We start from the raw sequence: 25,122 nt of genomic DNA, 5'->3' as shown, positions 1-25,122 counted from the left end.
ATAGGAAAATGGAAACGGCATGGTAAAAGTCCGCGAAGATTATGCTCTGACCAAGGACGGTCACATCGACATCGAATGCTGGGTCAACAAGATCCAGGCCCAGACCAATCTTGAGGATGTGGATCAGTTCCGGCGCGCCTGTGAAAAAAGTGCCGAGATCGATCTGCAGGCCTTCCGCGAGGACCGCCTCTGGGCCCCGGGTGCCAGCAGTTTCCGTACCGGCATCGAAATGGCCCAGGTACTGGTGGAGCTGCACCTGGACCAGGCGAGCCTGGTGGCAGCCATTCTTTACCGGGCGGTCCGGGAAGAGCGCGTAGCCCTGGCTGAGATTCGCCGTGAGTTTGGCGATGAGGTGGCGGGACTGATCGATGGCGTCCAGCAGATGGCGGCCATATCCTCTATCCACCATCCCCTGAAAGGCAATGTGCTGGGTCAGAGCGAAGGCCAGCTCGACAACGTCCGGAAGATGCTCGTGACCATGATTGATGACGTCCGGGTGGCGCTGATCAAGCTTGCGGAGCGGACCTGTGCCATCAGGGCGGTGAAGGATGTATCTCCGGACAAGCGAATGCGGGTGGCGCGGGAGGTCTTCGATATCTACGCACCGCTGGCTCACCGGCTGGGCATCGGGCATATCAAGTGGGAGCTGGAGGACCTGTCCTTCCGTTACCTCCACGAAACCGCCTACAAGAAAATTGCCAAGCTGCTCGACGAAAAGCGGCTGGACCGGGAAGGCTATATCAAGCGCGCCCTGGAGACCCTGGAAACCGAGCTCAAGGCGGCCAACATCAAAGGCGAGCTGGCGGGCCGGGCCAAGCACATATACAGCATCTGGCGGAAGATGCGCCGCAAGGGCATCGATTTTTCCCAAGTCTATGACGTCCGGGCCGTGCGGATCCTGGTCCCCGACGTACGTGACTGTTACGCCGCCCTTGGCATTGTCCACAGCCTCTGGCGCCATATTCCCAACGAATTTGACGATTACATTGCCAGCCCCAAGGAGAACGGCTACCAGTCCCTGCATACGGCGGTGATCGGCCCCGAAGGCAAGGTCGTGGAAGTCCAGATCCGTACCCATAAGATGCACGAGGAAGCGGAGCTCGGCGTCTGCGCCCACTGGCTGTATAAGGGCATGGACAAAGGCAACAAGTCGGCCGGCTATGACGCCAAGATCAACTGGCTGCGGCAGGTACTCGAGTGGCAGGAGGAGCTGGGTGATCTCTCCGGCCTGGTGGATCAGCTCAGGAATGACGTAACCCCTGACCGGGTCTACGTGTTTACCCCCGAAGGCCATGTGGTAGACCTGCCGCAGGGCGCGACGCCGGTGGATTTTGCCTATCGGGTTCACACCGAAGTCGGTCATGCCTGCCGTGGCGCCAGGCTCAACGGACGTATTGTGCCGCTGACCTATCCCCTGAAAACCGGGGACCAGGTCTTCATCCTGACCTCAAACAACCCGGCCCCAAGCAGGGACTGGCTCAACTCAAGCCTGGGCTACATCCAGACTTCTCGGGCCCGGGCGAAGGTGACACACTGGTTCAAGGAGCAGGACCGTGACCGTAACATCGCTGACGGTCGGGCGATCCTCGAAGATGAATTCAAGCGGCTTTCCATCTACGACGTGGACCTCAATGACCTGGCGGTAAAAGTCAATCACCGCAACTCCGAGGATATGTTTGCAGCGGTCGGCGCCGGCGACCTCAAGCCGACCCATGTGGCCAACGCGGCCCAGCAGATGATCGAGCCCCGAGTTCACCAGCTCGACCTGAAGCTGAGCGGCAATCGGGCTACGCCCTACGATACCGAGTCTGATATCCAGATCCAGGGGGTCGGCAAGCTCAAGACTCAGGTGGCCAAGTGCTGCAAGCCGCTGCCGGGTGACCCTATCGGAGGTTATATCACGGTCGGCCGGGGCGTCACCGTACATCGCCAGGACTGCCTCACGTTTCTGCACCTGCGCGAATACGAGCCCAATCGCATCATCGAAGTGAACTGGGGTGGCAAGCCGGAGGCGGTCTATCCGGTGGATATCGAGATCGAGGCCTACGACCGGTCCGGGCTGCTGCGCGACATCACCATGGTGCTGTCGACTTCCCGCAGTAACGTACTTGCCCTGAGTACCATGTCCAATCCCAACGATAACACTGCGATGATGACCGTTACGGTCGAAATTTCCAGCCTGGAGCAACTGGCACGGCTACTGGCGCAGATCCGGAATCTACCCAACATTCTTGAAGTCCGTCGAAAGCGCAGGTGAGTGATGAGCTATTCCATTGAAGACCTCAAGATCCTGATGGCAAGGCTGAGGGATCCGGACACCGGCTGTCCCTGGGACACAGGGCAGACCTTTCGCAGCATTGTTCCTCACACCCTGGAGGAAGCCCACGAGGTCGCTGATGCCATCGAGCGTGCCGATTACCCCCACCTGAAAGATGAGCTTGGGGACCTGCTGTTTCAGGTGATCTTCTACGGTCAGCTCGGTGCCGAGGAGGGTCATTTCGATTTTGACAGTATCGTCGACAATCTGGTGCGTAAGCTCATTCGCCGTCATCCCCATGTGTTTCCCGAGGGCACCCTTACCAGTAAGGTCGACCCGGCCAACCGACCTGACGAAGCCCAGATCAAGGCCAACTGGGAGCGCATTAAGGCCGAAGAGCGTGCCTCTGCACCGGATAAGGGCACCGCGACCGAGTCCGGCAACGCTCGACTGGATGGCATAGCCCGGACCCTGCCGGCCATGGTTCGCGCAGAGAAGCTGCAGCGCCGGGCATCCAGTCACGGCTTTGACTGGCCGGACGTTGAGCCCGTGTTTGACAAGCTTCACGAGGAAATCGATGAGCTCCGGGAAGCCTGGAAGACTGCCCAGTCGAACCTTGCGGCACAGGATGCGGTTGAAGATGAGCTGGGCGACCTTCTTTTTGTGTGTGTGAATCTGGCACGCTTCATGAAGGTTAACCCTGACCAGGCTCTGCGCAGGACCAATCACAAGTTCGAGGCCCGCTTTCGTGCCATTGAGAGACAGCTTGAGGAACAAGGCCTGGCCATGGAGTTGCAGAGTCTGGAGGCCCTCGACAGAATCTGGCAATCCGTAAAGGGTGTAGAGAACAAACAGGCTTGACTGGGACAGAAAACACCTATTCTGAAACATGTGTAATCTGATAAGTACAATCCGTAACCATATAAGAGACTTAAGGTTATTTGTTTCGTCTACACTAATCCCAGTGATAAAAAATTAAAGAGTGCTTGGCACAGGGCCACAAGCCGCCAACATTCACAGTCCGGATATCATCCGGAATTCGGGTCAGGAGTTGAAGGATATGAAGATTAAGGATCTGGTGAAATACTGGGATAAACACGCCCGTGGAAGGCTGACGCGGGACGCCTATTACATGGCATTGTCAGACCAGCATCACCATCGGCTGGAAAAGCTCTCTACGCTTTATCCCATGAAATCGTCCCAGGATCTGGTCCGCGACCTCATCTCCGCTGCACTGGATGAGCTTGAGACCAGCTTTCCTTATGAACAGGGCTCCAAGGTTGTTGCCTTCGATGAAGATGGTTTTGAAATTTACGAGGACAAGGGGCTGACACCGAAGTTCGTTAGCCTTAGCCAGAAGCACATTCAACGGCTCAAGTCCCGTCAGATCGAATCGGTCGCCTGAAGCAATTCTGGTCCACCACCCCGGGGACCAGTATTGCCGATCGCCGGCGCGGTTGCGCTCGTGCGGTGGGTGCTCGTGCGGTGAGTGAAAGTGCCGTGTTGGGTGAGTGAAAGTACCGTGGCGGCAGTGCCGTTTGTCCGGAAATGCTATCGATTGAGCGTTCAGTCAATCAAGGGTGAGGTTGGCCGAGGGTGCCGTTGACCAAAGATTCCAGCGGAGACTCCGGGTGTCCAGCACCCGGGACCCGCAAGCGACTATTCTAATCTAACGTTCTGTCCCAGTTTCAGTTTCTGTTACTGCCCATCTTTGGTATTCGTGAGCTTGTCTTTCAGCGGGCTCTGACGCACCAGGTCATCCAGGGCCGCACCAATCATATCGTTAAGAATGTCACTTTCAGTACGATCAGGATACAGTTCAGCCAGGGCCGCTATACGGGCCGCATCTTCCAGCGGCAGGCGCAGGTTGTAATCATGGCTGCGTTCAACGGGCTGCTTTTCCTGTTCCCAATACTTGGGTAAATCCGTCACTTTCATCGCGGGCTCCTAAAGAACTTGGCCTGGCCCGGCGGGGCGGACCAAATGGCGCATAGACTTGTCCAGACATTCCTTAGTATCGTTATAAGCGTTGGTATCCGTCAATTTAAAAGGACGTCACGTGGCAGAACTACACCCCGATCTCCGTGAAAATGTGCGCTTGTTGGGCGAGCTGTTGGGACAAAGTATCCGTCAGCATCCCGGCCAGGAATGTTTCGAGCTTATTGAAGAAATACGGGCGGCGGCCAAGGCCGACCGGCGCCAGGAAAGCGGTTCCGGCCAGCGCCTGATTCAACTGCTTAGCCGCCTAACAGACGACCAGCTATTGCCCGTAACCCGTGCCTTCAACCAGTTCCTGAACCTTGCCAATCTTGCCGAACAGTACCATGGCATCCGCCGTAAGCGGGGACACCAGTCGGACCTCATGGTCGAATCCCTTAGCGAAGTGTTCGATCGTCTCAAGGACCAGGGCGTGGCGCCGGAAGAGCTCCATGACCGGGTGCGGGATCTTCGTATCGAGTTTGTGTTAACCGCCCACCCCACCGAGGTGGCCCGGCGAACCCTGATCATGAAATACGACGAGATGTCCGATTGCCTTGCCAGGCTGGATCACGATGATCTGTTGACCCGTGAGCATGACGAGATCATTGAAAGGCTCCGGCAGCTGGTGACCGAAGCCTGGCACACGGATGAAATCCGCTACGAACGACCCACCGCGGTCGATGAGGCCAAGTGGGGCTTTGCGGTAATCGAGAACAGTCTCTGGCAGGCGCTGCCGCGGTTCCTGCGTAGCCTTGATGATTCATTGCTGACAGCAACCGGCCAGGGGCTGCCGGTCGATGCCGCGCCCATACGGGTCGCTTCCTGGATGGGGGGCGACCGGGACGGTAATCCGAATGTGACCCATGATGTGACCCGGCGAGTGTTCCTGCTGGGCCGCTGGATGGCAGCCGACCTCTATCTCCGGGACATTCAGGCGCTGCGCGCAGAACTTTCCATGTGGCAGGCCAACGACGCGTTGCGGGCAGCGACCGGTGACAGTCGGGAGCCTTATCGGGTGGTCCTTGCCCGCCTGCGGGACCGGCTGGTGAAAACCCGGGACTGGGCAGCGGCCCGGGTGAACGACGAGCCTGCGGACAACACCGATATCCTCTTCGAAAACAGTGACCTGGTAGAGCCATTGACGCTCTGTTACCAGTCACTGGTTGACTGCGGTCTGGAAACGGTGGCCAGCGGGCCATTGCTGGACACCCTGAGGCGCGCCCATTCCTTCGGCCTGCCCCTGATCCAGCTGGACGTCAGGCAAGAAGCCAGCCGTCATGCAGAGGCTGTGGCCGAGATCGTAGACTACCTGAACCTCGGGGATTACCTGGCCTGGAGTGAAGACGAGCGTCAGTCCTTTCTGATTAAAGAACTGAAGGGTAGACGCCCGCTGATTCCCCGTCACTGGAAGCCATCGGACCCGGTTCAGGAAGTGCTGGCTACCTGCGAGGTGATCGCAAAGCAGACCCCGGAAGCCTTGGGTTCCTACGTTATCTCGATGGCCAGCAAGCCGTCGGACGTTCTGAACGTTATTCTGCTGCTCCGGGAAGCGGGCATGACCTTTCCGATGCGCGTTGTGCCCCTCTTTGAAACCCTCAATGATCTTTCGGGCGCGCCGGAGAGCATGTCTGCGCTGTTTGAGCTGGACTGGTACCGTGACTACTGTAATGGTCACCAGGAGGTCATGATCGGCTATTCCGACTCCTCCAAGGACGCAGGCCAGCTGATGGCTGCATGGGCCCAGTACCAGGCCCAGGAAAAACTCACTGACATAGCGCGGCAGTATGGCCTGCACCTGACCCTGTTCCACGGCCGCGGTGGCACCGTGGGGCGGGGCGGTGGCCCGGCAAACCGGGCGATACTGTCCCAGCCCCCGGGTTCGGTTAATGGCAGCTTCCGGATAACCGAGCAAGGGGAAATGATCCGCTTCAAATTCGGTTTGCCGAGGCTAGCGGAGCAGAGCCTGACCCTCTACACCACCGCAGTGATAGAAGCGACCCTTGCGCCACCGCCAGCTCCGGAACCGGAATGGCGGGATACCATGGACTGGCTGACCGAGCGGTCCCTTGCGTCCTATCGCAAGGTGGTGCGTGAAGATCCGGACTTCGTTCCTTACTTCCGCCAGGCGACACCCGAGCAGGCGCTCGGCAAGCTGGCCCTGGGCAGCCGTCCTGCCCGGCGCAATGCTACCGGCGGTGTCGAAAGCCTGCGGGCCATCCCCTGGATTTTCGCCTGGACCCAGATGCGCCTCATGTTGCCAAGTTGGCTTGGCAGCGATGTGGCACTGAAGGAGGCGGCTGAATCCGGGCGTTTGCCTCTGTTGCAGGATATGATGGCGCGATGGCCGTTTTTCCGCACCTACGTGGACATGCTGGAAATGGTCCTTGCCAAGGCAGATCTGCGCATTGCCAGCTACTACGAAAAAACGCTGGTAGAGCCTGGTCTTCAGCATCTGGGAGAAGATCTCCGGCAGCGTCTGACCGGTTGCATAGAACAGGTAAAGGCGCTCAAGAACCAGGAGGCCCTGCTACAGGCAGAACCGGTCTTTGCCCACTCCATGCGGGTACGGACACCCTATACTGATCCCCTGCATTATTTGCAGGCGGAGTTGCTTCGGCGGGATCGTGAGAATAGCGAGGCGGGTCAGGTGCCGGAACTGGTTGAGCGAGCGCTGAAAGTGACCATGGCAGGGATCGCCGCCGGTATGCGTAACACCGGCTAGGACCGGTCGGGCCGGCGCCTGACCTGCAGACGCGTGGCCAATATCATCAAGCAGTAAGGAGATATACCGTGGCGTCATCTGCCCGACTCGAAATGTACCTGAACAGGAAGGGCCTTCACTTTGATGAAATTCCGCTGGCCCCCGGTGACGGTTTTGAAGTGGCCGTCATGCATTGCGGCAGGGCGCTGGAACAGGTGGTTCGCGCAACCTTGCTGATTGATGCATCCGGTGTGTTGATGGCTGTGCATCCGTTCGATACGGTCCTCGACACCGAGGCGGTTCACGCCCTTACCGGTCGCCGGCTTCAACCCCTGACAGCTCGCCAGGCTGACCGTCTGTTCAGCGACTGTGACTCAGGCTTTCATCCGCCCGTGGGCGGTGCTTACGGCGTGCCGGTTATTGTGGATGACCGGGTGCTGTCCCAGCCGAGGGTGCTCATGACAGGCGGCAGTGCCGGCGCGCTGATCGAAATGGACGGTCGAGCTCTGCGTCTGGCATTGGCAGGAGCACGGTCGGCCCACCTGGTTCTCAATGGTTCAGGACAGGCCCCGGGCAATGGCCAGCAGGTAGTTACCCTCGAAGAGGTGGCCGAGCAGCTACAGAAGCTCTATCGCTTGCCGCCCATGCCGGCATTGGCATTGAGAATCCTCCGGCTCACATCCAACACGGATGCTACCGCACGCGAGTTGGCAGACCTGATCGAGTTTGACCCCAGCATGACCGCCCAGATCATGCGATATGCCCGGTCTGCCCTGTTCAATTACCCGGGCCAGATTGACTCGGTCCAGGACGCAGTGACCCGTGTTCTGGGCTTTGATCGGGTCGCACACATTGCCCTGGGTATTGCTTCGGTCAGAGCATTTGACGTTCCCAGGGGAGGTATGCTGGGAATGGATGAGTTCTGGCGTCACTCCTTGTATTGTGCCTTCCTCTGTCAGAAGATGGCCGGCAAATGCAATGCAGATAAGGGCCTGGCGTACCTGTGCGGTCTGTTGCACAACTTTGGTTTGCTGTTGATAGGACATCTTTTTCCTGCTGAGTATCAACAACTGGGTGTCCTGCGTGAGGCCAATCCCGAGCACAGCATGCGTTCCCTTGAGCGCCAAGTGTTTGGAAATGACCAGGGGCAGGAGTTAATGGTTGTCGGCCACGGCGCGATCGGTGGAATTCTGCACAAGCTGTGGCAATTACCCGATGCCGTCGTGAAGTCGGCCGGCGTCCATCAGCAGGAGGATTACCATGGCGAGCACGAGTCCTATGTGCTTATGGTGCAGCTGGCAAATGAGTTGCTGAAGGAAAAAGGCATCGGTGACGAGTTCAATCTTCGCAGCCCGGCTGACCAGGCCGGGCGACTCGGATTGAGCGACAACGATCTGGACCAGCTTCGAGAAGCGGTTGATACAGTGTCTGAGGACCTGGACGCCCTGGCACGTTCGCTGACATCCTGATGTGGCAAAAGACCGGCAGGGGGTCAGAAGGCCTGCTACGGAGGTCCACTTTCTCTCGTGGGCCTGAGTTCGTATAATGCCCGATCTTTTGAATTCAGGACCCAGCCTGCACGTGACAAGTCAGGGTAAGAGGCCCGGAAGCTGCGGAGTTGATTGCTGCTCAGTCCCCGCCCTTCACACAAAAATTTTACTATAAGGGAGCAGAACGAAATGAGAGTCATCATGCTAGGGGCGCCTGGCGCCGGGAAGGGCACTCAGGCCCAGTTCATCACCGAGCGCTTTAATATTCCACAGATTTCCACCGGTGATATGCTGCGGGCGGCGATCAAGGCGGAGTCCGAACTTGGCAAGCAGGTCAAGGATGTCATGGCCAGCGGTGGTCTGGTCTCCGACGAGATCATTATTGCGCTTATCGAGGAGCGGGTTAAACAGGAAGATTGCCGGAATGGTTTCCTTCTGGACGGCTTCCCCCGCACCATCCCTCAGGCCGAGGCTCTCAAGGAGCAGGGCATCGTCATCGACTATGTGGTGGAAATCGCAGTGGACGACGAAGAGATTGTCCAGCGTTTGTCAGGGCGCCGTGTCCATGAGCCCAGCGGCCGCACCTATCATGAGAAATACGATCCGCCGAAAGTACCCGGAAAGGATGATGTGACCGGCGAGCCGCTGGTACAAAGGCCGGACGACAAGGAAGAAACCGTGCGCAAGCGCTTGAGCATCTACCACGCCCAGACAGCGCCACTGGTCAGCTATTATCGTGATTGGGCTGCCACCGACAAGGAAGCCGCGCCGAAATACGTACGTGTGGAAGGCGTCGGTTCGCTGGATGACATACGTCAGCAGATTCTGGAGAAGTTAAGCTGAGCCGGGATTTTCTGCTGTGAAGATATTGGCTCTGGACACATCATCCGAGGGTTGCTCGGCAGCACTTCTGGTGGATGATCAGCTTACCGACCGCTTCAGTCTGGCACCGAGGGGTCACACCCGTCTGCTCATGCCGATGGTCCGGGACCTGCTCAGCGAACAGGGGCTCGCTCCTGCCCAACTGGACGCCATTGCCTTTGCTTGCGGACCCGGTTCTTTCACGGGATTGCGTATTGCAACAGGCGTGGTCCAGGGACTTGCCTATGGCCTTGGCATACCGGTGCTGCCGGTTTCCTCCCTTGCTGCTGTCGCTGCCCAGCTGATTCCCGAGCATGCCCCGACTGGCACCGACACAGGCTTTGCGATCGCTTTTGACGCCCGCATGGGTGAGGTCTACTGGGGGTGCTTTTTGTGTCGTGACGGTGAGCCGAAGCTTATTGTGCCGGAGCGCGTGTGTCGTCCTGAATCCCTTACCCTGCCGGACGGCCCAACGACCTGGCTAGGTGCCGGTTCGGGCTGGCGTCTTGAGGCGGATATGCCTGGGGCGTTGGTCAACAGCGTAATCGATGTCGACCCAACCCTCGTGCCCAGGGCGAGGGAGGTTGCCCTTCTAGGCCGCGGGGCCTGGCAAAGAGGTGAGTCGGTGGCTGCCCACGAGGCCAGGCCGGTGTACCTGCGTGACGAAGTGACCTGGAATAAACTGCCCGGTCGTTAACCATCCTTTTTGCGGAATCCCAAGCCATGGATCTGTGGCATATCATTATATTGTCTATCCTGCAGGGCCTGACTGAATTTCTTCCGATCAGTAGCTCCGCACATCTTATCCTTCCGTCGCAGCTTCTGGGCTGGCCTGATCAGGGGCTTGCCTTTGATGTGGCGGTGCATGTAGGTACTCTGGCTGCTGTGGTCTGGTATTTCCGCCGCGACGTGGCCCGGCTGAGCCAGGCTTGGTTGACGGATACCTACCACCGCCGCGTAGGAGAGGACAGCGGCCTGGCCTGGGCCGTCATAGCGGCAACCATTCCCGCTGGTTTGGCCGGTCTTTTGTTGGACGACATGATAGAAGCCCACTTGCGGTCCGGACTGGTCATAGCATTTTCCACCATCGGGTTCGGTTTGGTGCTCTGGTGGTCAGACGCAGTCGGTCGGCGCGAGCGCGAGTTGCCGGGGCTGCGGTTAAAGGATGCGGTCATCATCGGACTGGCTCAGGCCCTGGCTCTGATTCCCGGCACTTCCCGCTCGGGCATCACCATGACCGCCGCACTGTTTCTGGGATTCAGCCGTGACTCAGCGGCCCGGTTTTCGTTCCTGATTTCCATACCACTGATTGCGGCAGCAGGGCTTCTGAAGGTCATTGAACTTATCAACCTGGGTGAGGCGGCAGACTGGCAGTCCATTGCCCTTGGGGCTGGCATTTCGTTTGTCAGTGCGGTCGTCTGTATTCATCTGTTCCTGAAATTCCTGGAACGGCTGGGTCTGATGCCCTATGTCATCTATCGCATGTTACTGGGTGTAGTGCTCTTGGTTGTGCTTTGGTAACCGGGCTTTTATTTTCCCGCGACCCGTTCCATACTTTGCTTTCAGCTGAATTTGCCCGGACAATTCGAAATGGTTGGTCTGCCCTCTAGCACATTTCTTCCTGCCCAGAGCGAGGCTGCGTCAGCCCGCAGCCGGCCGGATGTCGCCCGCAACCCGGCCGTCAGCGGACCAAACGCCAGCGGGACCGATATTCGCAGGACGCTTGCTGAGCCCAGAGACGAGCGCAGTCCACGCCAGCCGGATGCAATCGACAGCGCGGCGATCGAGCGCCGGGTGGAGGCGCGCCAGGCAGCCGAGGATGCCCGTCTGGAACGGTTCCGTGCCGACGAACTTCCATTTGCCAGTGCCCGCGCACTTGATGTATTCGCAGCGGTGGCAGGGCAGCGGGATGGCGGGGATGTTGAAATGGCCGGGATTGATATCCGGGTCTGATGCTGACGCCTTCCAATACCTCTATTGCTGTCGCGGGCTCAGGCCTGGCTGACATTGCCGGCCTTCGGCAACTTGCTCTTGATCTTGACCTGCCCTTTCTTGGCACCGTCGATCCCCGCCACGTCCGTAATTTTTCGATGCTTCTTTATGGCGACGAGCAGGGTCTGTGCCTGCAGGTCACCGGCAAGGGAGCTCCGGGTCCTGTGCGCGCTGCCTTCGACACCGGCAAGGCAGGCTACCGTCTGGAGCATGGTGGTGGCACAGGCCAGTTGATCGCAAGGGCCGTCGGGCTCCAGAAAACACGGCAACCTCTGCGCATACTCGATGCCACTGCCGGCCTGGGCCAGGATGCCTTTGTGCTCGCCGGGCTCGGCTGTTCAGTGACACTGCTTGAGCGTTCACCGATCGTCCACGCATTGCTGGCTGACGGGCTGGAGAGGGCGAGTCTGAATGCCGCTGCGGCGCCGGTGGTCGAACGCATGGAGCTGATCAGGGAAGACAGTGCTAACTGGCTGGAAGGATCGGAGCCGGACGTAGCAGACGTCATTTACCTTGATCCGATGTTTCCCCACCGGGATAAATCAGCGCTGGTCAAAAAAGAAATGCGGGTATTCCGGGATCTGGTGGGTGATGACGACGATGCGCCGGCTTTATTGAGGGCTGCCCTGGTGCGGGCGACCTATCGGGTGGTGGTCAAGCGTCCGCGAAAAGCGCCGCCCGTGACAGGCATTGAACCGGCTACCCGGCTGGAAGGTAAGACCAGCCGCTACGACATCTACCCGATCAAGGCCCTCCCGGTCCGATAAGCTGTTTCCCGGAGGACCCATACTCCCCCTCGAAATGGTCAAGCTCCCAGCATGGTTACCTGCTGGATCGCCTGACGCTTCTCCACGCTCAGCACCAGGCGAGCATCTTCAGCTACTTCATCCAGGCCGTCGGTATAGCATAGCTGGCCGTTGGCATCCTCGGTGATAACCTCGTTCTTTTGCAGGTTGGCTATGAAGTTGCGGAACAGTGTCTTGTCAAAGAATTCGGGCGCGTTCAGGCCAAACAGTATGGACATGCGCTCGGCCATCAGGGTGCTCTGCTCTTCCAGTTCGGTCGCGCTGATCTTCCCTGAGCCATATTTGCGAAGTACGGCAATGGAAATATGGTAGCGTTCCAGGGTCTGGATAATGAACCGCGACAGTATTCTCAGCCGGAGCATGGCGTCGGTGCCTTCCAGGGGTCGCATGATCAGGTCCCCCTCGGAGCGCAACAATCCCTGTGACACGAGTACATCCAGCCACTGGTCGACCACCTGTTCGGCCTGCTCCGGATGATATTTGAGGAACAGCTCCGATTGCAGGTAGGGATACACGACGCTTGCCAGGAAGACCACCTTGTCCTGGGCAAGGGAGGCATTGTTCTCGAACAGAGAGGCAATCAATGAAGGCAGGGCAAACAGGTGCTGGATGTTGTTCCTGTAATAGGTCATCAGGATGGCGTTATTGCCCTCGAGCGCGATGATATCCCCCAGTTTCTGTGGTTGGCGATCCACCAGCCCCATGCCCTCGCAATAATCTACCCAGTCTTTGCCCTGGCCTTCGGGAAGGGTCACCGTGTCGGCGTAGGGAAAGGCCCGCAACAGGTCGGCAAACTGGTCCATCAGGCGACTGAGCTGGGACTCATCCATTGCCAGCCTCTCAGTGCTTAGCAATACGGTCGCTGTCATGCCAATGGGGTTCACGGCGACCGCGGCATTGATCCGGGTGGCGACCCGGATCGCCAGTTCTGAAACCGCCCTGTTCAGCCATTTGGGGCGATAGTCACTGGCGTAAGCCTGTTTGCGCCAGCTTGGCTCCACCTCGTCCAGCAAGGGCGCTAGGGGAATGGCCTCGCCAAAATTGACTGCGACCTTGCCGAACGAGTTCCTGAGCTTGCCGATTGCCCTGATCAGGGAGAAAATACTTTCTTTCTGCTTCTTCTTGCCTCGCAGCTCACCAAGATAGGAGCGTCCCTCCATCACCTTTTCATAGCCTACGTAAACCGGCACGAACACGATCGGCTTGCGATGGTCCCGTAGAAAACTCCGTACGGTCATGGCAAGCATGCCCGGACGCGGCTGGAGCATTCTGCCGGTGCGACTGCGCCCGCCTTCAACGAAGTACTCTACCGAGTAGCCCCGGGTGAACATCACGTGCATGTATTCGTTGAACACCGTGCTGTACAGGGGGTTGTCCTTGAAACTGCGGCGCATGAAGAAAGCCCCGCCACGGCGAAGCACCGGGCCCACCACGGGCATATTCAGGTTGATGCCCGCCGCTATGTGAGGCGGCATCAAGCCATTGCGATACAGAACATAGGACAGCAGAAGGTAGTCAATGTGGGATCGGTGGCAGGGCACATAGATCACCGAGTAATCGCGGGCCACATCCTGGGCGACTTCGATGTTATTCACCGCAACGCCGTTGTAGATCCGGTTCCATAACCAGCTGAGAACCACCTCGAGGACGCGTATTGTCGCCACCGACATGCTGGCGGCAATTTCGTCTGCGTACTTGCGGGCTTTCATGCGGGCTTTTTCCGGCGGAATGTCCTCTTTTCGCGCGGTTTCCCTTATGGCGTCTTTTACTGCAGGGGTACGGATCAGGCCTTCAACCAACGTGCGCCGGTGCGACAGGTCCGGTCCAAGGACCGCCTGGCGCACACGGCGAAAGTGGGTGCGCAGGACACGGGCCACCTTTCGTATGGCTTTCTGCTCGTTATCCCGGTGCTCATCGACCACCTGGCTGAGGGACAGGGGCTTGCTGAACTGAACGTAGGTATTGCGGCCGTGCACCAGGATGATCAGGAATTTCTGCAAACGACCGGCGACCGACCAGGTGTCTGACAGCACCAGCTTGACCAGTGACCTGGCCTTGTCAGGCGCCCGGCCCCAGAACAGTGAAACCGGCACGACCTGGATATCGAGGGTAGGGTCGCCAAGGCAGAGTTCGACGTATGCCTGCATGCGCTCAGTCAGGGTAGGGGTCTGTCTTCTTCGGAACAGGCCGCCGGTGCGGTGGTATAGGAAGAAGAAGGACCGCTGGGGTGCGCCGTGAATCGGGACGGGCTGTTCGGCGGAGGGCAGACCGGCGCGAAGCACCTCCTGCTCCAGGACCAGGCGGCTGGAAAGGGAGCTGTACTGGAGCACGTAGCAAATCGGCTTGTCTGGATCCAGTTCCAGTTGTTCCCGGCTGGCGCCTATAACGTCCGTTCTGACCCAGAGAAACAGGCATTTACGAAACAGGGTCAGGATAAGGCTGCTCAGGCCCGGCAGAAAACGCATAGTCGATCGCTCTGGTTACCAAACTGGCGCTAAGTGTACTTGCTCTGCCAGTCGGCGCAAAGCCGCTAAGCTGTTATGGCTCGGGCAGCGATATGGTACATTTCTCTGTGCAGCCATAGACGAGGTTTTGGTAATGACAGAATGGGTGGCCGGCTGGTCTCGGCAGTGTCCTGAGCATAATGATGGGGTGATCGCGCTGTGTGGCGACGCAATCGTTCGGCCTGAAACCGGCTGGCTGCAGGACTGGTCACAAGTCAGCGATTTACTGGCCTCAGACAGCGAGCCGGTGTATGTGGGGCGCTATCAGGAACGTAACGTTTACGTGGTGGAGGTCAGTCCGGAAACCCAGTCCCGGGCTGGCTACCCTGTACCCCTGCGTGAAGCCCTGCTGAACACCGAAGATGCGCCCACCACAATGCTTGGGACCGCCATGCAGGTTCAGCATTGGTGGCGTGATCACCGATACTGTGGCCGATGTGGCCAGCCGACGGACTACCATCCGGCTGAGCGGGCCCGCTGGTGCGAGCCTTGCCAGCTACCCTGGTACGCCCGCCTGGCACCCTGTGTGATTGTGGTCATTCGCCGGGAAGGCAGGTTCCTGCTGGCTCGGTCCTCCCGGACCCGGCGGCACTACTACAGCCTGATCGCAGGCTTTGTCGAGCCTGGTGAAAGTGCGGAAGAGGCAGTACGCCGGGAAGTGAAGGAGGAGACCGGGCTGGACGTCGATAACATCCGCTATCATGCGTCCCAGCCCTGGCCCTTTCCCCATCAACTCATGCTGGGCTATTTCGCTGATTATGTGGCCGGTGATCTCGTTCTGCAGGCCGACGAGCTTGCTCACGCCGATTGGTTCGAGCCTGGGGATCTGCCGCCCGTGCCACCCCTGACTACCATTGCCGGTCGCTTGATTCGGGCAATGGAAAATGAGATCAATGGTACAGAGGCACTGTCGTGAGCGGCCCGAAGGTATTGGTTTTCGATTCGGGTATCGGTGGATTGAGCGTAGCGCGCTGTATTGGGCAGACTGTGCCGAATGCGAGGCTGACCTACCTGATGGACAACGCCTTTTTTCCCTATGGCAACCAGCCCGAGTCCGTAGTCATTGAGCGCTGCGTAAGTCTGATCGGCCAATGTCTACAGAATACTGGAGCAGATGTGGTGGTGATTGCCTGTAACACCGCCAGCACCATTGCCCTGCCGGCGCTGAGGGCAGCCATTCCTGTACCTGTGGTTGGGGTCGTCCCCGCCATCAAGCCGGCGGCCGGCGTATCCCGGAACCGGCGAATAGGCCTGCTGGCGACGCCTGCGACCGTTAAACGTCCCTACCTGGACGCGCTCATTGGCGAGTTTGCTTCTGATTGTACAGTCACACGAGTTGGTCAGGCCGACCTGGTGCACTGGATTGAGGCCTGGGCTTCGGGGCACGCGGCGCTGCCGGCAGAGCAGCTGTCAGCCGCGCTGGAGCCTTTCAGGGTCGCTGAGGTGGACACGGTTGTATTGGGTTGTACCCATTACCCGCTGATAGACGAGCTGTTAAGAACCCTGTTGCCCGGTGTCAGTCACTGGGTGGACTCAGGAGAAGCGATAGCCCGACGGACCCGGCAGTTGTTGACCGCGGCCGGTTTCGTGATGACACAAACGGTTCCGCGCGACGTCGTTGGGGTGCGTGTGAACGGATGTTTCAGCGGCCCGGCACCGGCTCATATCAGAACTTATATGGCCGGGCTGGGCATGGCGCCTGATGTGCTCACAGGCTTCTGGCCAGGTACGCCTCAGGCTGACGCTACAGCAGTCGCGTCAGCTTGAACATGGCAAGAAACTCGAGCGCCGGCAGCGAGCGTTGATGGCAGCAATAGGTTTTGAAGCTACTGCCCCTGAACCGGGATTTGGTGAATTCCAGCCCTTTGAAATTATAAAGGAAATTACCGCGATCATAGAGTCCGTGCAGGATTCGTTTCAGTAAACGGCTTTCCTGGTGTTCGGTCTCCCTGTCCAGTGACAGGGGGATCAGGCCAAGATCCAGGTGAGGCACGCCTTCCTTCTGGAATACTTCCATGGCGTGGGCCATGAGGGTGTAGAAGATACCTTGTCGGAACTGCGCGTTGGCCCGGGAAATGTTCGGAACATAGCTGACAATGCGATTGTTGCGGTAGATGGGATCGAAGTAGATGAACCCAACAGCCTTGCCATCCTGATAGGCGTAGAAATGCCGCTCGTTCTCCCGATAGCTCATTTCCATTGGCCGGATGAGGAAGCGTATTTCCTTGCTTTTGCATTTCCGGGTGCGTATCCAGGCATCGGAAATCTCTCGGGTATGGTCGTCGCTGAACCTTTCTTTTACGGTGATGCCGCTTTTTTCAGCCTGATTCAGGGCAGTGCGGATGATCTGCTTCTTCTTGCCGCTCAATGACCAGGTCTCCAGGTTGATCCGGGACTCGCTGCCAAACTGGGTACCGTAGAGATCAAAGCGACGATGCAGGTAGTCCACAACGGGTTTCGATACCTGAATATAGGAGGCATTCGGATAGCGTGAATGAAACCGCTCCAGAATGACTTCAAAATGCTCTGGTGCCGTGACCGGGTCGGACAGTACAAAGGTCATGCCCCATTTGCGCATGAATCCGATATAGCCGACCCCGGGCAGATCAAAGTAGTCCATACCGGGCTGCAGTGTCGAGAAGGACTGTGAGTGTGTGCCGAACTTCTTCAGGTAGTCCACGCGCTCGGAAAAGGTGAACGAGCCTTCTGCAAGCGAGCCGTACTGTTCCAGTGCCAGAATCTGATTTGTCATGCGGCCTCCCCCAGGGATTCAGGTGTTGTTCTGTGGTGTGGGGCGTTATTGCGCCTGTTTCTGTCCAAGGATCGACCAGTAGCAATTCATGTTGAGCAACTTGAAGTGCTTCTTCTCGGTTACCTGGAGGCCAAGGCGTTGCATGTGCTCGGGATAGTTGTAGATCTTGTGGAAAGCATTGTTGGCAAACAGCCAGAAGGTGAAAACAGCCATATACCAGTAGAGCTTTTTGAACATACGTGCCAGAGGGTTGCCGGAGGGGTAGCAAAAGTCACCCACGACAACTTTGGCGTCCGCCTTGCCGAGACGGATCAGGTGTTCAAGAACGCGGACCATCATGTCCTCGTCAAACACGTTCAGGAAGAAGTTCGCCACCACCATGTCGTACTGCTCGAATTCGTCCACTGTCATGATGTCGCTGTGGATGCGTCGGATGTTGAGATCGGGTGCTTCTTTTTGCTGAGCGTCGGCAAATTTGCGCAGCATGGTTTCAGACAGGTCGACGACAGTGACATCTGCCCCCAGTTCCGCTGCCCGTATGGCGTCACGACCGTGGCCAACACCGGCAAACAGAACACGGGTTCCGGGTTTAATGGTTTCGACATCAAGCATGGCGGTTTTACAACGGTGAATGTTTTTTCCGCTGTAGAGGTTGCTGAGGAAATCGTAAACGGGGCCTATGTATTTATATTTATCACGCATGGTTTTCAGTGCCTTCCAAGTCAGATTAACCCGCTGCGGTATTGTCGTTATTGAGTGCCGCGCGGGGCCTTGGACCTCACTCGGTTACGCAGTCGAGCAGTTCGTTGAAAAAGCTTAGAGTAAGAGGGAGGGGCAATTATGTGCAGTAGGCCGCATTTCCAGATACATAAGGTTACGCATCGCAACACTTTGCAAACCGCGTCATAATTGTTAATCGAAGTGTAGGACAATCTATTTATTGTTTTTCAGATATTTGGCAGCTCCTGTCACGAGGACGGCAGAATAAAAGTGACCCGGGTAAATTGCCGGGTCTATACTCCTGACATTATGTCACCGCTGAGGTGTTTGTTTGCAAAACATGCTTCTGGTGCACGGTGGACGACGGCGTTCATGGCTGCCTGATATACCAGGCCGGCACCATCTGCTGTGCCCGTCCCTGTGCGCCCTGATCCTGCTGGCAGGCCATTCCCCGGTCTCTGCGGAGCCCTCCTCTGCAACAGAGCCGCTGCGTATCACCTACCTAGTGTTGGACGACAAGGCCCAGCCATTCCAGATTGTGCAGGACAATGTCAGTACCCGAGGGATTGTTTCTGACATCGTCAGTGCAGTCTTCGCAGGCTCCCGGTACCAGGTTGAACCCATTGTGCTGCCGGTAAACCGCCTTCGTGACAAAGTGCAGAGCGGCCGGGTAGTGGACTGGGTGGCGTACGATGCTCCGGTCTGGAACTCGTTTGGTGACTATGGCGAGATGGCCGCTCAGCCACTGTTTGTGACCAATCACGTTTTGCTCACCTGTAATCCGGCCTTGCCGGCGCGGGTTGAACAGGTGGAGGACCTTAAGGGCCTGGCCATAGTCTCTTTGAGGCACTTCCGGTATCCCGGTTTTTCCGAGGCCATGGAAAGCGGGGACATACGATCAGTGCCAGTGGAGCGGTTCGATGCCGGGCTTAAGTTGGTCAGCGCGCAAAGCGCGGATGGTTTTCTTGAGCTGCACTCGCGGCTGAACTACCACGTTGAAAAGTTTTCCGGTGACAAGCAATGTTTTCGGGAGGTAGATGTCAGCTCCATTATTCCTCAGTTTCCCATTTACCTGAGTTACGATCGGAATATGCCGGCTGAAGTAAAAGAGTTGATCAACAGCAGACTTCTGGAGATGGGTGGTAGCGGCGAACTGGAGGCCATCCGCAGGCGCTACATTGCCGAAGAGGCAGGGCTCTACTAGACCGCGGCCCTGATGGCTCCGCATCCCAGCAGGCGGCTGATGGCGTCCGCTGGCTGAGCGGGGCCATAGAAAAAGCCCTGGACCTGATGGCAGCCAAGGCCTTTGAGGTAACTCAACTGGATGTCGGTTTCCACCCCCTCCGCCACTATGTCCAGTTTCAGCCCGTGTGCCATGGCAACGATGGCATTGACGATGCAGGCGCCGTCCTCGCCAGTACGTATGCCCCGAACAAAGGTCTGGTCCACTTTCAGGGTGTGAATGGGGAGCCGGTGCAGGTAATTCAATGACGAGTAGCCTGTTCCGAAGTCATCGATAGCAATTCGGACGCCCACGTTGGCGAGTTCCCGGAGCTTCAGGCTGATCTGCTCCAGATCGCTCATGATGACATTTTCAGTGATCTCGATTTCCAGGTTGCCGGGTGGGAAGTCCTGGTTGTGGAGTTGTTGCAGGAGGTTCTCCACAAATCTCGGGTGATCCACCTGGATGGGGGACATATTAACCGCCAGTCTCAAGCCCTCATGGCCGTCGTTGATCCATCGCTTCACTTCCCGGCAAGCCTGAGCCAATACCTGCTCACTGAGGTCGACAATCAACTTGGTTTCTTCCGCCAGCGGCAGGAAGTCTTTCGGATAAAGCAGTCCGCGTTCCGGGTGCTGCCAGCGGACCAGCGCTTCCAGGCCGACGATTTTCCCTGTAGTAGCGCTCACCTGGGGCTGATAGAAGACCCGGAGTTCATTGTTGTCGAGCGCCTGGCGGAGGTCCCGCTCAAGGTTAAGCCGGTGGGCGGTGTCGATGCTCATGGTGTCGCTGAAAAAACGGTAACCGTCCTTGCCCCTGGCCTTGACATGATACATGGCAATATCAGCGTTCTGTATCAGCTGATCCAGTGAATTACCCGCGTCCGGATAGAGCGAGATGCCGATGCTGACGCCCACGAAAACCTCATGGTCGCCAAGCTGGAACGGGGCCTTCATGGCACGTATGAGCTTCTTGGCAATGCCCCGGGCGTCTTCGTGGCTGTTTATTTCAGGAAGCAATAAGGTGAATTCATCGCCCCCGAAGCGGGACAGGGTGTCACCTTTGCGCAGACATTCTTCCAGACGCTGGGTCACGGCCTGAAGAAGGCGATCACCCATGGCGTGGCCGAGGGTATCGTTGATGATCTTGAACCGGTCAAGGTCCAGGAACATGACCGCAAGCTTGCGACGGTTGCGGCGGGCCTGAGTGATTGCCAGGTTCAGTCGGTCCTTGAACAGGGCGCGGTTGGGTAGCCGGGTAAGCAGGTCATGGTAGGCCTGGAAATTGATAAAGGCCTCTGCTTCCTTGCGCTCGGTAATATCCCGGGCGGTGCCATAGAACCGTGCCTTCTGGCTTGCCTCTCTGGCTGCGATGTCGGCGGCAAGTGGCCAGGTTTCATGATCAATGGGGAAGGCGGTAATCTCGAAGTAGCGGTTCGCCTTGCGGCTGCTGCGGGTCTTGATCCTCACTTCGAGGGTTCGGGGATTCTCAGCGCTGATGCCTGGGTCCTGCAGGGCATAAGTGCCCCGTGTCACATCCTGTTCATCGATCAGTGTTCGAAAATGCTTGCCGTTCAGATCGGCCGCCCGATAACCCAGCAGAGCTTCGATCTTGTTGTTGAGGAAACAGAAGCGGCCTCTTTCGTCGAGCATGAAGACGATGTCGGGTGAGCTGTTGACGATGTATCGGTGGAGCGCTTCGGATTTCTCAAGCCTTTGCTGAACGTCCGCATGGGCGCGGACGAGGGATTGCTTGCCCAGAACCCCTTCGAGGGTAGCCAGCAGTTCATCGGGATCAAACGGCTTCTTGATATAGTCCTGGGCGCCACGTCTGAGCGCTCGGCTGACACTGCTGAACGAGCTTTCGCCGCTAACCACGACAATGCCGCAGTCCGCCTGAACACCGGCAGCATGGGCCATGACATCAAAACCATCAACGTCGGGCATGCGCAGATCGAGCATGGCCAGATCAAAGCGCTGGTTAGAGAGCTCTTCACAGGCGGCCCGGCCTCCGAGCGCGGCGGTTACGTCATAGCCGCGCTGTTCCAGTAACGTCGCCAGGCTCTTGAGAAGACGGGGGTCATCGTCCGCAACCAGAATGCGGGCCATCGTAAGCGACGGCTTCAGTGGATAGGTGAGCTCCCTTGTCATCGCGAATTACCCATGATTATTATTCTTCGTCATTTTGGTCCGATGCTGCAGGCAAAAGGATACGGAAACGGGTTCCCTTTTCACCTGAATGGCAGCCGATGATTCCCTCCATGTCATCAATGAGCTGTTTCACAATGCTCAATCCCAGGCCGCTATGCCCTGCGCCCTTGCCAGAAGTTACCGGTAAGAACAGTCGATCCTGGACGTCTTTCGGTAAACCCGGACCGGTGTCTTCTACCAGCAACTCTACCCATTTGCCACCGTTTTGGAAAACGGGAGCAGTTGTGGTCAGTGCAATACTGCCCCCCGTGGTCATGCTTTCAACGGCATTGCGGATCAGGTTGATCACCACCTGACGCACCGGTGCCCTGGTTGCCTTGAGTTCGGTTGAGCCACTGCTCAAGGACAGCCGGGAGGTGACCTTGCGGTCTCCGAACAGCGTATCCTCAAACAGTTCGTTCAATGCCCGCAGTTCATCGTTCAGGATTGCGTGGCTTACCCCTTCGCGCTCATGCTCATGGGCTTCGCCCATCTGCAGCAACAGGTTGCCAGCGCGCTCCAGTTCATCCCGGATAATGTCCAGCTCTTCATGGACCTGGCTATCGTCGAGTTTACCGCGCAGTTGATATATGTACTGCCGGATGATGGTCAGCGGGTTGCTTATCTCGTGGATCTGGCGCCGGATACCCTCTTCCAGAAGCGCCTGGGTAAGATCCTCTGTGCCAGTGCCTGCCGCCACCGAGTCTGCGATCAGGCGTGTCAGGCGCTGGCTGAACATTCGGGCAAGGGTTTCCACTGCGGCGTCGTCAGCTGAGTCTGTGCCAAGCAGAAAAACACCGTAGCACTGTTCCTCAAAAAGCACCGGTAACGCCATCATGGTGGTGCTCCTGAGCAATCTTAGTACTTGCTGGTCAAGTATGCTCAGGTCATCAGGGTCGGAATAGACAATGACACTATCCCGGTGGCAACGGGTCAGGGCGCTCAGGGCAGGCGTTGCTGAAACAGCCATGTCAGGGCAGTCCCCCTGACTGGTGGACACGAGCTTCAGAGATTCAGGCCGGGCTGTGAAAAACAGCGCGGGACAGCCGGTTAGCAGGGTCAGGTTGCTGACAGTGCTGGCGAGCATCAGCGGGATGGTTTCGTGATTGCCTGCACAACTCAGGCTCTGCTCCGCCATGGCCTGCCGGATCACCGTCTGGTGAAGTACCCGGCTTGCCGCATGACCATCGTACTCATCAGCCAGGGTGACCCCGAGAGAAGCGGCCAGGGTTGCGACCTCGTTATTGATGCGCAGGCAGATTTCCCGGGTCAGGTCATCGCTGATGCCAAAGACTGTTCCCGCAGCAGAAATGCCGGCGGCGTCAGCCTGGGCGAGGCGGGTAGACAGGTTAATGAGTTTGACCAGGTGCGCGGCGTCCCGAATGCTGGCAGGCGACGCCTGCTGGTAACGCATGGCGTCGGCGGCCATTGGTCCCAGCCCCCAGGACAGGGCGAACTGGGCCCCTATCTCGGACTGACTGTTGAGCTTTTCCTGCTGGGAGTCACCGGGCGCCATTTTCAGGGCAATCAGTTCGCCGATGTTGTGGACCATCCCGATCATGAACGCTTCGTCAGCCGAGGGGTAGCGGGTGAGGGTAGCCAGTGCCTTGGCAGTTAGCGCGGTAGTCAGTGAGTGGCGCCAGAAGTCCCGCAGCTGCTGCCATTGGTCTGCACCCAGATCGAACAGCAGCTGACGCAGAGCCGCGGTCAGGATCAGGGTGCGAATCCGGTCGGTGCCCAGGCGTAATAGGGCGTGTTCCACCGAGCGGATTTCTCCTGGCCGGCCATACAGGGAAGAGTTTGCAAGGGCGAGAACGCGGGCCACCAGGGCAGTGTCGGTAGCAATAATCTGACTGATCTGGCGATAGCTGTCTTCATGCTGACATGCCTCCAGCGCCCTGAGGGTGATCTCGGGGAGGCTGGGGAGTTGTGTGTCTGGCGAAATCTGCATGGATTTACCGGTCACTGAATAAGTCATGTCAATTAAATATACGTATGGCAAGAGCTTAGACAATAAACCAGGTATCTTAAAATTTATTGTCGCTTAATTAAGCAAACTATAAGCCACGGTGTGCGTCCGTTACCATTTTTTAAAGTAAAATCCTGTCACATGGCTGAGACGGATGTCCCGTTTGTGCTTATATTTTGACGCATCTTCAGGCTACACTGGCCATTGCGTCTACTTGTCGGAGCGCCCAGCGCTGACCGAGCGGCTAATCAGCAGATTAAAGATAGGTTAATGACGGACTCTAAACCTGTATCGCGCCAGCCACGAATTCTTGCCATCACCGGAGGCAAGGGTGGGGTCGGTAAAACTTCGGTAGCGCTTAATCTTGCCCTTACTCTGGCCCGTGAGGGCAGCCGTGTGCTTTTGCTTGACGGGGATACCGACCTGGCAAACATAAGCATCATGCTGGGCCAGTACCCGGACCGGACCCTGGCCGACTTCCTTGATAAACGATGTTCCCTCACAGACACCCTGATGTCGGCACCCTTCGGCCTCGACATCATCCCTGGCGCGTCTGGTGTCCAGAAGTGTATGGACATGGCAGAGGCCGACAGTTTTGAGCTTCTGCGCTCTCTGGCCGAGCTCGAGCGGCACTACGAGTATGTATTGATCGATACCGCTGCCGGCCTTCAGCCTGTGGTGCTTCACATGATTGCCGCTGCCGGCATGGCATGCGTGGTAGTGACTCCGGACCCGACCGCTCTGACCGACGCCTTTTCACTGCTTAAGGTGCTGCAGCGCCGCGGCTACCGCCGTACCCCGAGTGTCCTGGTCAACATGGCCCAGGGCGCCAGTCAGGCACGCTCGGTGTTCCAGCGCTTTGCCGGGGCGCTTCAGCGTCACCTCAGTATCCAGCCGCACTATCTGGGCGCTATCTGGCGCGATGAAACCCTGCGCCAGTCGATTATCAATCAGCGACCTGTTGCGCTGATGCCGGAATCTGACCCGTCCAGCCGCCAGTTCCGGGTGCTGGCCGACATGGTGAAGGTCCGCCTGGACCAATTGCCGCCTCGTAAAGCGGGTATTGCGGCTTATTGGCACCAGATCGCAAAAAAGGGCCGCGTGGCGGAGAGCTCACGGGATGGGCACGAGGGCAATATTCATGGGCGGGTAGCAGCTCCGGCGGCTGCCGATACCGATGCCAAGCCGGCTGGCGTTGCGGAAGCCCCCGAGGATCGGGCAGGCAGGCTGGTGGCCGAACTGGGGGCACTGCTGAAGGATGACGATGGTCATGGGATGCTGCGTTATGAGGCATTTATGGCCTGGTTCGCGCTGTTGGGGCGCACCATGGATGAGGACACCATCGAAATCGTTCAGACTGGGCTTGCCTCCCTGGACTGGAACTCACTGGCGCCCGGCCATCGCCAGCACCTTGCCACCCATCTGCGCCACCTGGCCGATCAGATGGCGCCGGCAAAAGCTCCCGAAACCTCCGAATTGGCCGGGTTCAAGACCCTGGAGCCCCGGTATGACCAGGTCATTTTCGGGGATCAGGACCGTTTGCTCAAAGCCATGCGGGAACAGCCGGTGGACGTTTCCCTCGACCGCTTTCTAAGGTCGCTTACCGAGCGGTCCGGCTAGGGTTGGCTGATCTGAACAGCCACCACGCATGGCAGGGCTTCCGGTAGTGTTTTTTTGTT

General features: G+C 58.0%; 20 protein-coding genes. 14 read left to right on the top strand and 6 right to left on the bottom strand.

Going from position 1 to position 25,122, the window contains the following annotated elements; genetic code table 11:
• Positions 1-19 precede the first annotated feature (19 nt).
• The 3 genes from relA to G7W63_RS00510 all read left to right on the top strand — a co-directional run bounded on the left by relA (position 20) and on the right by G7W63_RS00510 (position 3,662).
• Positions 20-2,257 carry a GTP diphosphokinase gene (relA, locus tag G7W63_RS00520; protein ID WP_166251522.1) on the top strand — a complete coding sequence of 746 codons (2,238 nt, stop codon included), beginning with the start codon at positions 20-22 and terminating at the stop codon, positions 2,255-2,257.
• Positions 2,258-2,260: 3 nt separating this feature from the next.
• A complete protein-coding gene (gene mazG / locus G7W63_RS00515; protein WP_166251519.1) occupies positions 2,261-3,118 on the top strand; it encodes a nucleoside triphosphate pyrophosphohydrolase in 858 nt (285 codons plus the stop codon).
• 199 nt (positions 3,119-3,317) lie between these two features.
• The gene (locus tag G7W63_RS00510) at positions 3,318-3,662 is read left to right on the top strand and encodes a pilin assembly protein (protein WP_166251516.1); all 345 of its coding nucleotides are present in this window, start codon (positions 3,318-3,320) and stop codon (positions 3,660-3,662) included.
• Positions 3,663-3,955: 293 nt separating this feature from the next.
• On the opposite strand, the gene G7W63_RS00505 is transcribed toward G7W63_RS00510, so the two are convergent.
• Positions 3,956-4,195, bottom strand: coding sequence for a hypothetical protein (locus G7W63_RS00505; protein ID WP_166251513.1), 240 nt, complete (start codon positions 4,193-4,195; stop codon positions 3,956-3,958).
• Between the two features lie 121 nt (positions 4,196-4,316).
• On the opposite strand from G7W63_RS00505, the gene ppc reads away from it, so the two are divergent.
• The 7 genes from ppc (at position 4,317) to G7W63_RS00470 (ending at position 12,048) form a co-directional block, all read left to right on the top strand.
• The gene (gene ppc, locus G7W63_RS00500; RefSeq protein ID WP_166251510.1) at positions 4,317-6,959 is read left to right on the top strand and encodes a phosphoenolpyruvate carboxylase; all 2,643 of its coding nucleotides are present in this window, start codon (positions 4,317-4,319) and stop codon (positions 6,957-6,959) included.
• 68 nt (positions 6,960-7,027) lie between these two features.
• Entirely contained in the window at positions 7,028-8,407 is a 1,380-nt protein-coding gene (locus G7W63_RS00495; protein WP_166251507.1) for an HDOD domain-containing protein, read from the top strand.
• A gap of 210 nt (positions 8,408-8,617) precedes the next feature.
• Positions 8,618-9,271, top strand: coding sequence for an adenylate kinase (gene adk, locus G7W63_RS00490; RefSeq protein ID WP_166251504.1), 654 nt, complete (start codon positions 8,618-8,620; stop codon positions 9,269-9,271).
• Positions 9,272-9,287: 16 nt separating this feature from the next.
• Entirely contained in the window at positions 9,288-9,986 is a 699-nt protein-coding gene (gene tsaB / locus G7W63_RS00485) for a tRNA (adenosine(37)-N6)-threonylcarbamoyltransferase complex dimerization subunit type 1 TsaB (protein WP_166251501.1), read from the top strand.
• Between the two features lie 26 nt (positions 9,987-10,012).
• A complete protein-coding gene (locus G7W63_RS00480) occupies positions 10,013-10,810 on the top strand; it encodes an undecaprenyl-diphosphate phosphatase (RefSeq protein ID WP_166251498.1) in 798 nt (265 codons plus the stop codon).
• Positions 10,811-10,879: 69 nt separating this feature from the next.
• The gene (locus G7W63_RS00475; RefSeq protein ID WP_166251495.1) at positions 10,880-11,242 is read left to right on the top strand and encodes a UDP pyrophosphate phosphatase; all 363 of its coding nucleotides are present in this window, start codon (positions 10,880-10,882) and stop codon (positions 11,240-11,242) included.
• The gene (locus G7W63_RS00470) at positions 11,242-12,048 is read left to right on the top strand and encodes a class I SAM-dependent methyltransferase (protein ID WP_166251492.1); all 807 of its coding nucleotides are present in this window, start codon (positions 11,242-11,244) and stop codon (positions 12,046-12,048) included. Before G7W63_RS00475 ends, G7W63_RS00470 begins: the two co-directional genes overlap by 1 nt.
• 38 nt (positions 12,049-12,086) lie before the next feature.
• On the opposite strand, the gene plsB is transcribed toward G7W63_RS00470, so the two are convergent.
• Positions 12,087-14,552, bottom strand: a complete 2,466-nt coding sequence (plsB, locus tag G7W63_RS00465) for a glycerol-3-phosphate 1-O-acyltransferase PlsB (RefSeq protein WP_166251489.1) — start codon at positions 14,550-14,552, stop codon at positions 12,087-12,089.
• Positions 14,553-14,685: 133 nt separating this feature from the next.
• Between plsB and nudC the strand changes: the two genes are divergently transcribed.
• Both nudC and murI read left to right on the top strand, forming a co-directional pair.
• Complete coding sequence (gene nudC / locus G7W63_RS00460; RefSeq protein WP_166251486.1) at positions 14,686-15,507, top strand: NAD(+) diphosphatase; 822 nt, start codon at positions 14,686-14,688, stop codon at positions 15,505-15,507.
• On the top strand, positions 15,504-16,358 hold the full coding sequence (murI, locus tag G7W63_RS00455) for a glutamate racemase (protein WP_166251483.1): 855 nt from the start codon (positions 15,504-15,506) through the stop codon (positions 16,356-16,358). The genes nudC and murI overlap by 4 nt, the downstream gene beginning before the upstream one ends.
• On the opposite strand, the gene G7W63_RS00450 is transcribed toward murI, so the two are convergent.
• Both G7W63_RS00450 and G7W63_RS00445 read right to left on the bottom strand, forming a co-directional pair.
• Positions 16,336-17,343, bottom strand: coding sequence for a DUF2156 domain-containing protein (locus tag G7W63_RS00450; RefSeq protein WP_166251480.1), 1,008 nt, complete (start codon positions 17,341-17,343; stop codon positions 16,336-16,338). The two genes, murI and G7W63_RS00450, sit on opposite strands and share 23 nt — an antisense overlap.
• 45 nt (positions 17,344-17,388) lie before the next feature.
• Complete coding sequence (locus G7W63_RS00445; protein WP_166251477.1) at positions 17,389-18,045, bottom strand: class I SAM-dependent methyltransferase; 657 nt, start codon at positions 18,043-18,045, stop codon at positions 17,389-17,391.
• Positions 18,046-18,394: 349 nt separating this feature from the next.
• Here G7W63_RS00445 and G7W63_RS00440 point away from each other — a divergent pair, with 349 nt between their 5' ends.
• On the top strand, positions 18,395-19,267 hold the full coding sequence (locus tag G7W63_RS00440; RefSeq protein ID WP_166251474.1) for a transporter substrate-binding domain-containing protein: 873 nt from the start codon (positions 18,395-18,397) through the stop codon (positions 19,265-19,267).
• On the opposite strand, the gene G7W63_RS00435 is transcribed toward G7W63_RS00440, so the two are convergent.
• Together G7W63_RS00435 and G7W63_RS00430 are read right to left on the bottom strand one after the other, a co-directional pair.
• Positions 19,264-21,435, bottom strand: coding sequence for a putative bifunctional diguanylate cyclase/phosphodiesterase (locus G7W63_RS00435; protein WP_166251471.1), 2,172 nt, complete (start codon positions 21,433-21,435; stop codon positions 19,264-19,266). The two genes, G7W63_RS00440 and G7W63_RS00435, sit on opposite strands and share 4 nt — an antisense overlap.
• Positions 21,436-21,454: 19 nt before the next feature.
• Positions 21,455-23,425: an HDOD domain-containing protein gene (locus G7W63_RS00430; RefSeq protein ID WP_166251468.1), complete on the bottom strand. Its 1,971-nt coding sequence runs from the start codon at positions 23,423-23,425 to the stop codon at positions 21,455-21,457.
• A 288-nt stretch (positions 23,426-23,713) separates the two neighbouring features.
• Between G7W63_RS00430 and G7W63_RS00425 the strand changes: the two genes are divergently transcribed.
• A complete protein-coding gene (locus G7W63_RS00425; protein WP_166251466.1) occupies positions 23,714-25,063 on the top strand; it encodes an AAA family ATPase in 1,350 nt (449 codons plus the stop codon).
• The last annotated feature ends 59 nt before the right edge of the window (positions 25,064-25,122 follow it).

Source organism: Marinobacter salicampi, from assembly GCF_011074795.1.
Classification (GTDB): Bacteria; Pseudomonadota; Gammaproteobacteria; order Pseudomonadales; family Oleiphilaceae; genus Marinobacter; species Marinobacter salicampi.
This window is presented reverse-complemented; position numbering and strand designations above follow the sequence as displayed.

What these genes read in the sequence shown, in the direction of transcription:
- relA (WP_166251522.1), top strand. Translation starts at nt 20, where the DNA reads ATGGTAAAAGTCCGCGAAGATTATGCTCTGACCAAGGACGGTCACATC.
- mazG (WP_166251519.1), top strand. Translation starts at nt 2,261, where the DNA reads ATGAGCTATTCCATTGAAGACCTCAAGATCCTGATGGCAAGGCTGAGG.
- G7W63_RS00510 (WP_166251516.1), top strand. Translation starts at nt 3,318, where the DNA reads ATGAAGATTAAGGATCTGGTGAAATACTGGGATAAACACGCCCGTGGA.
- G7W63_RS00505 (WP_166251513.1), bottom strand. Translation starts at nt 4,195, where the DNA reads ATGAAAGTGACGGATTTACCCAAGTATTGGGAACAGGAAAAGCAGCCC.
- adk (WP_166251504.1), top strand. Translation starts at nt 8,618, where the DNA reads ATGAGAGTCATCATGCTAGGGGCGCCTGGCGCCGGGAAGGGCACTCAG.
- G7W63_RS00480 (WP_166251498.1), top strand. Translation starts at nt 10,013, where the DNA reads ATGGATCTGTGGCATATCATTATATTGTCTATCCTGCAGGGCCTGACT.
- G7W63_RS00475 (WP_166251495.1), top strand. Translation starts at nt 10,880, where the DNA reads ATGGTTGGTCTGCCCTCTAGCACATTTCTTCCTGCCCAGAGCGAGGCT.
- G7W63_RS00470 (WP_166251492.1), top strand. Translation starts at nt 11,242, where the DNA reads ATGCTGACGCCTTCCAATACCTCTATTGCTGTCGCGGGCTCAGGCCTG.
- plsB (WP_166251489.1), bottom strand. Translation starts at nt 14,552, where the DNA reads ATGCGTTTTCTGCCGGGCCTGAGCAGCCTTATCCTGACCCTGTTTCGT.
- nudC (WP_166251486.1), top strand. Translation starts at nt 14,686, where the DNA reads ATGACAGAATGGGTGGCCGGCTGGTCTCGGCAGTGTCCTGAGCATAAT.
- G7W63_RS00450 (WP_166251480.1), bottom strand. Translation starts at nt 17,343, where the DNA reads ATGACAAATCAGATTCTGGCACTGGAACAGTACGGCTCGCTTGCAGAA.
- G7W63_RS00445 (WP_166251477.1), bottom strand. Translation starts at nt 18,045, where the DNA reads ATGCGTGATAAATATAAATACATAGGCCCCGTTTACGATTTCCTCAGC.
- G7W63_RS00435 (WP_166251471.1), bottom strand. Translation starts at nt 21,435, where the DNA reads ATGACAAGGGAGCTCACCTATCCACTGAAGCCGTCGCTTACGATGGCC.
- G7W63_RS00430 (WP_166251468.1), bottom strand. Translation starts at nt 23,425, where the DNA reads ATGCAGATTTCGCCAGACACACAACTCCCCAGCCTCCCCGAGATCACC.
- G7W63_RS00425 (WP_166251466.1), top strand. Translation starts at nt 23,714, where the DNA reads ATGACGGACTCTAAACCTGTATCGCGCCAGCCACGAATTCTTGCCATC.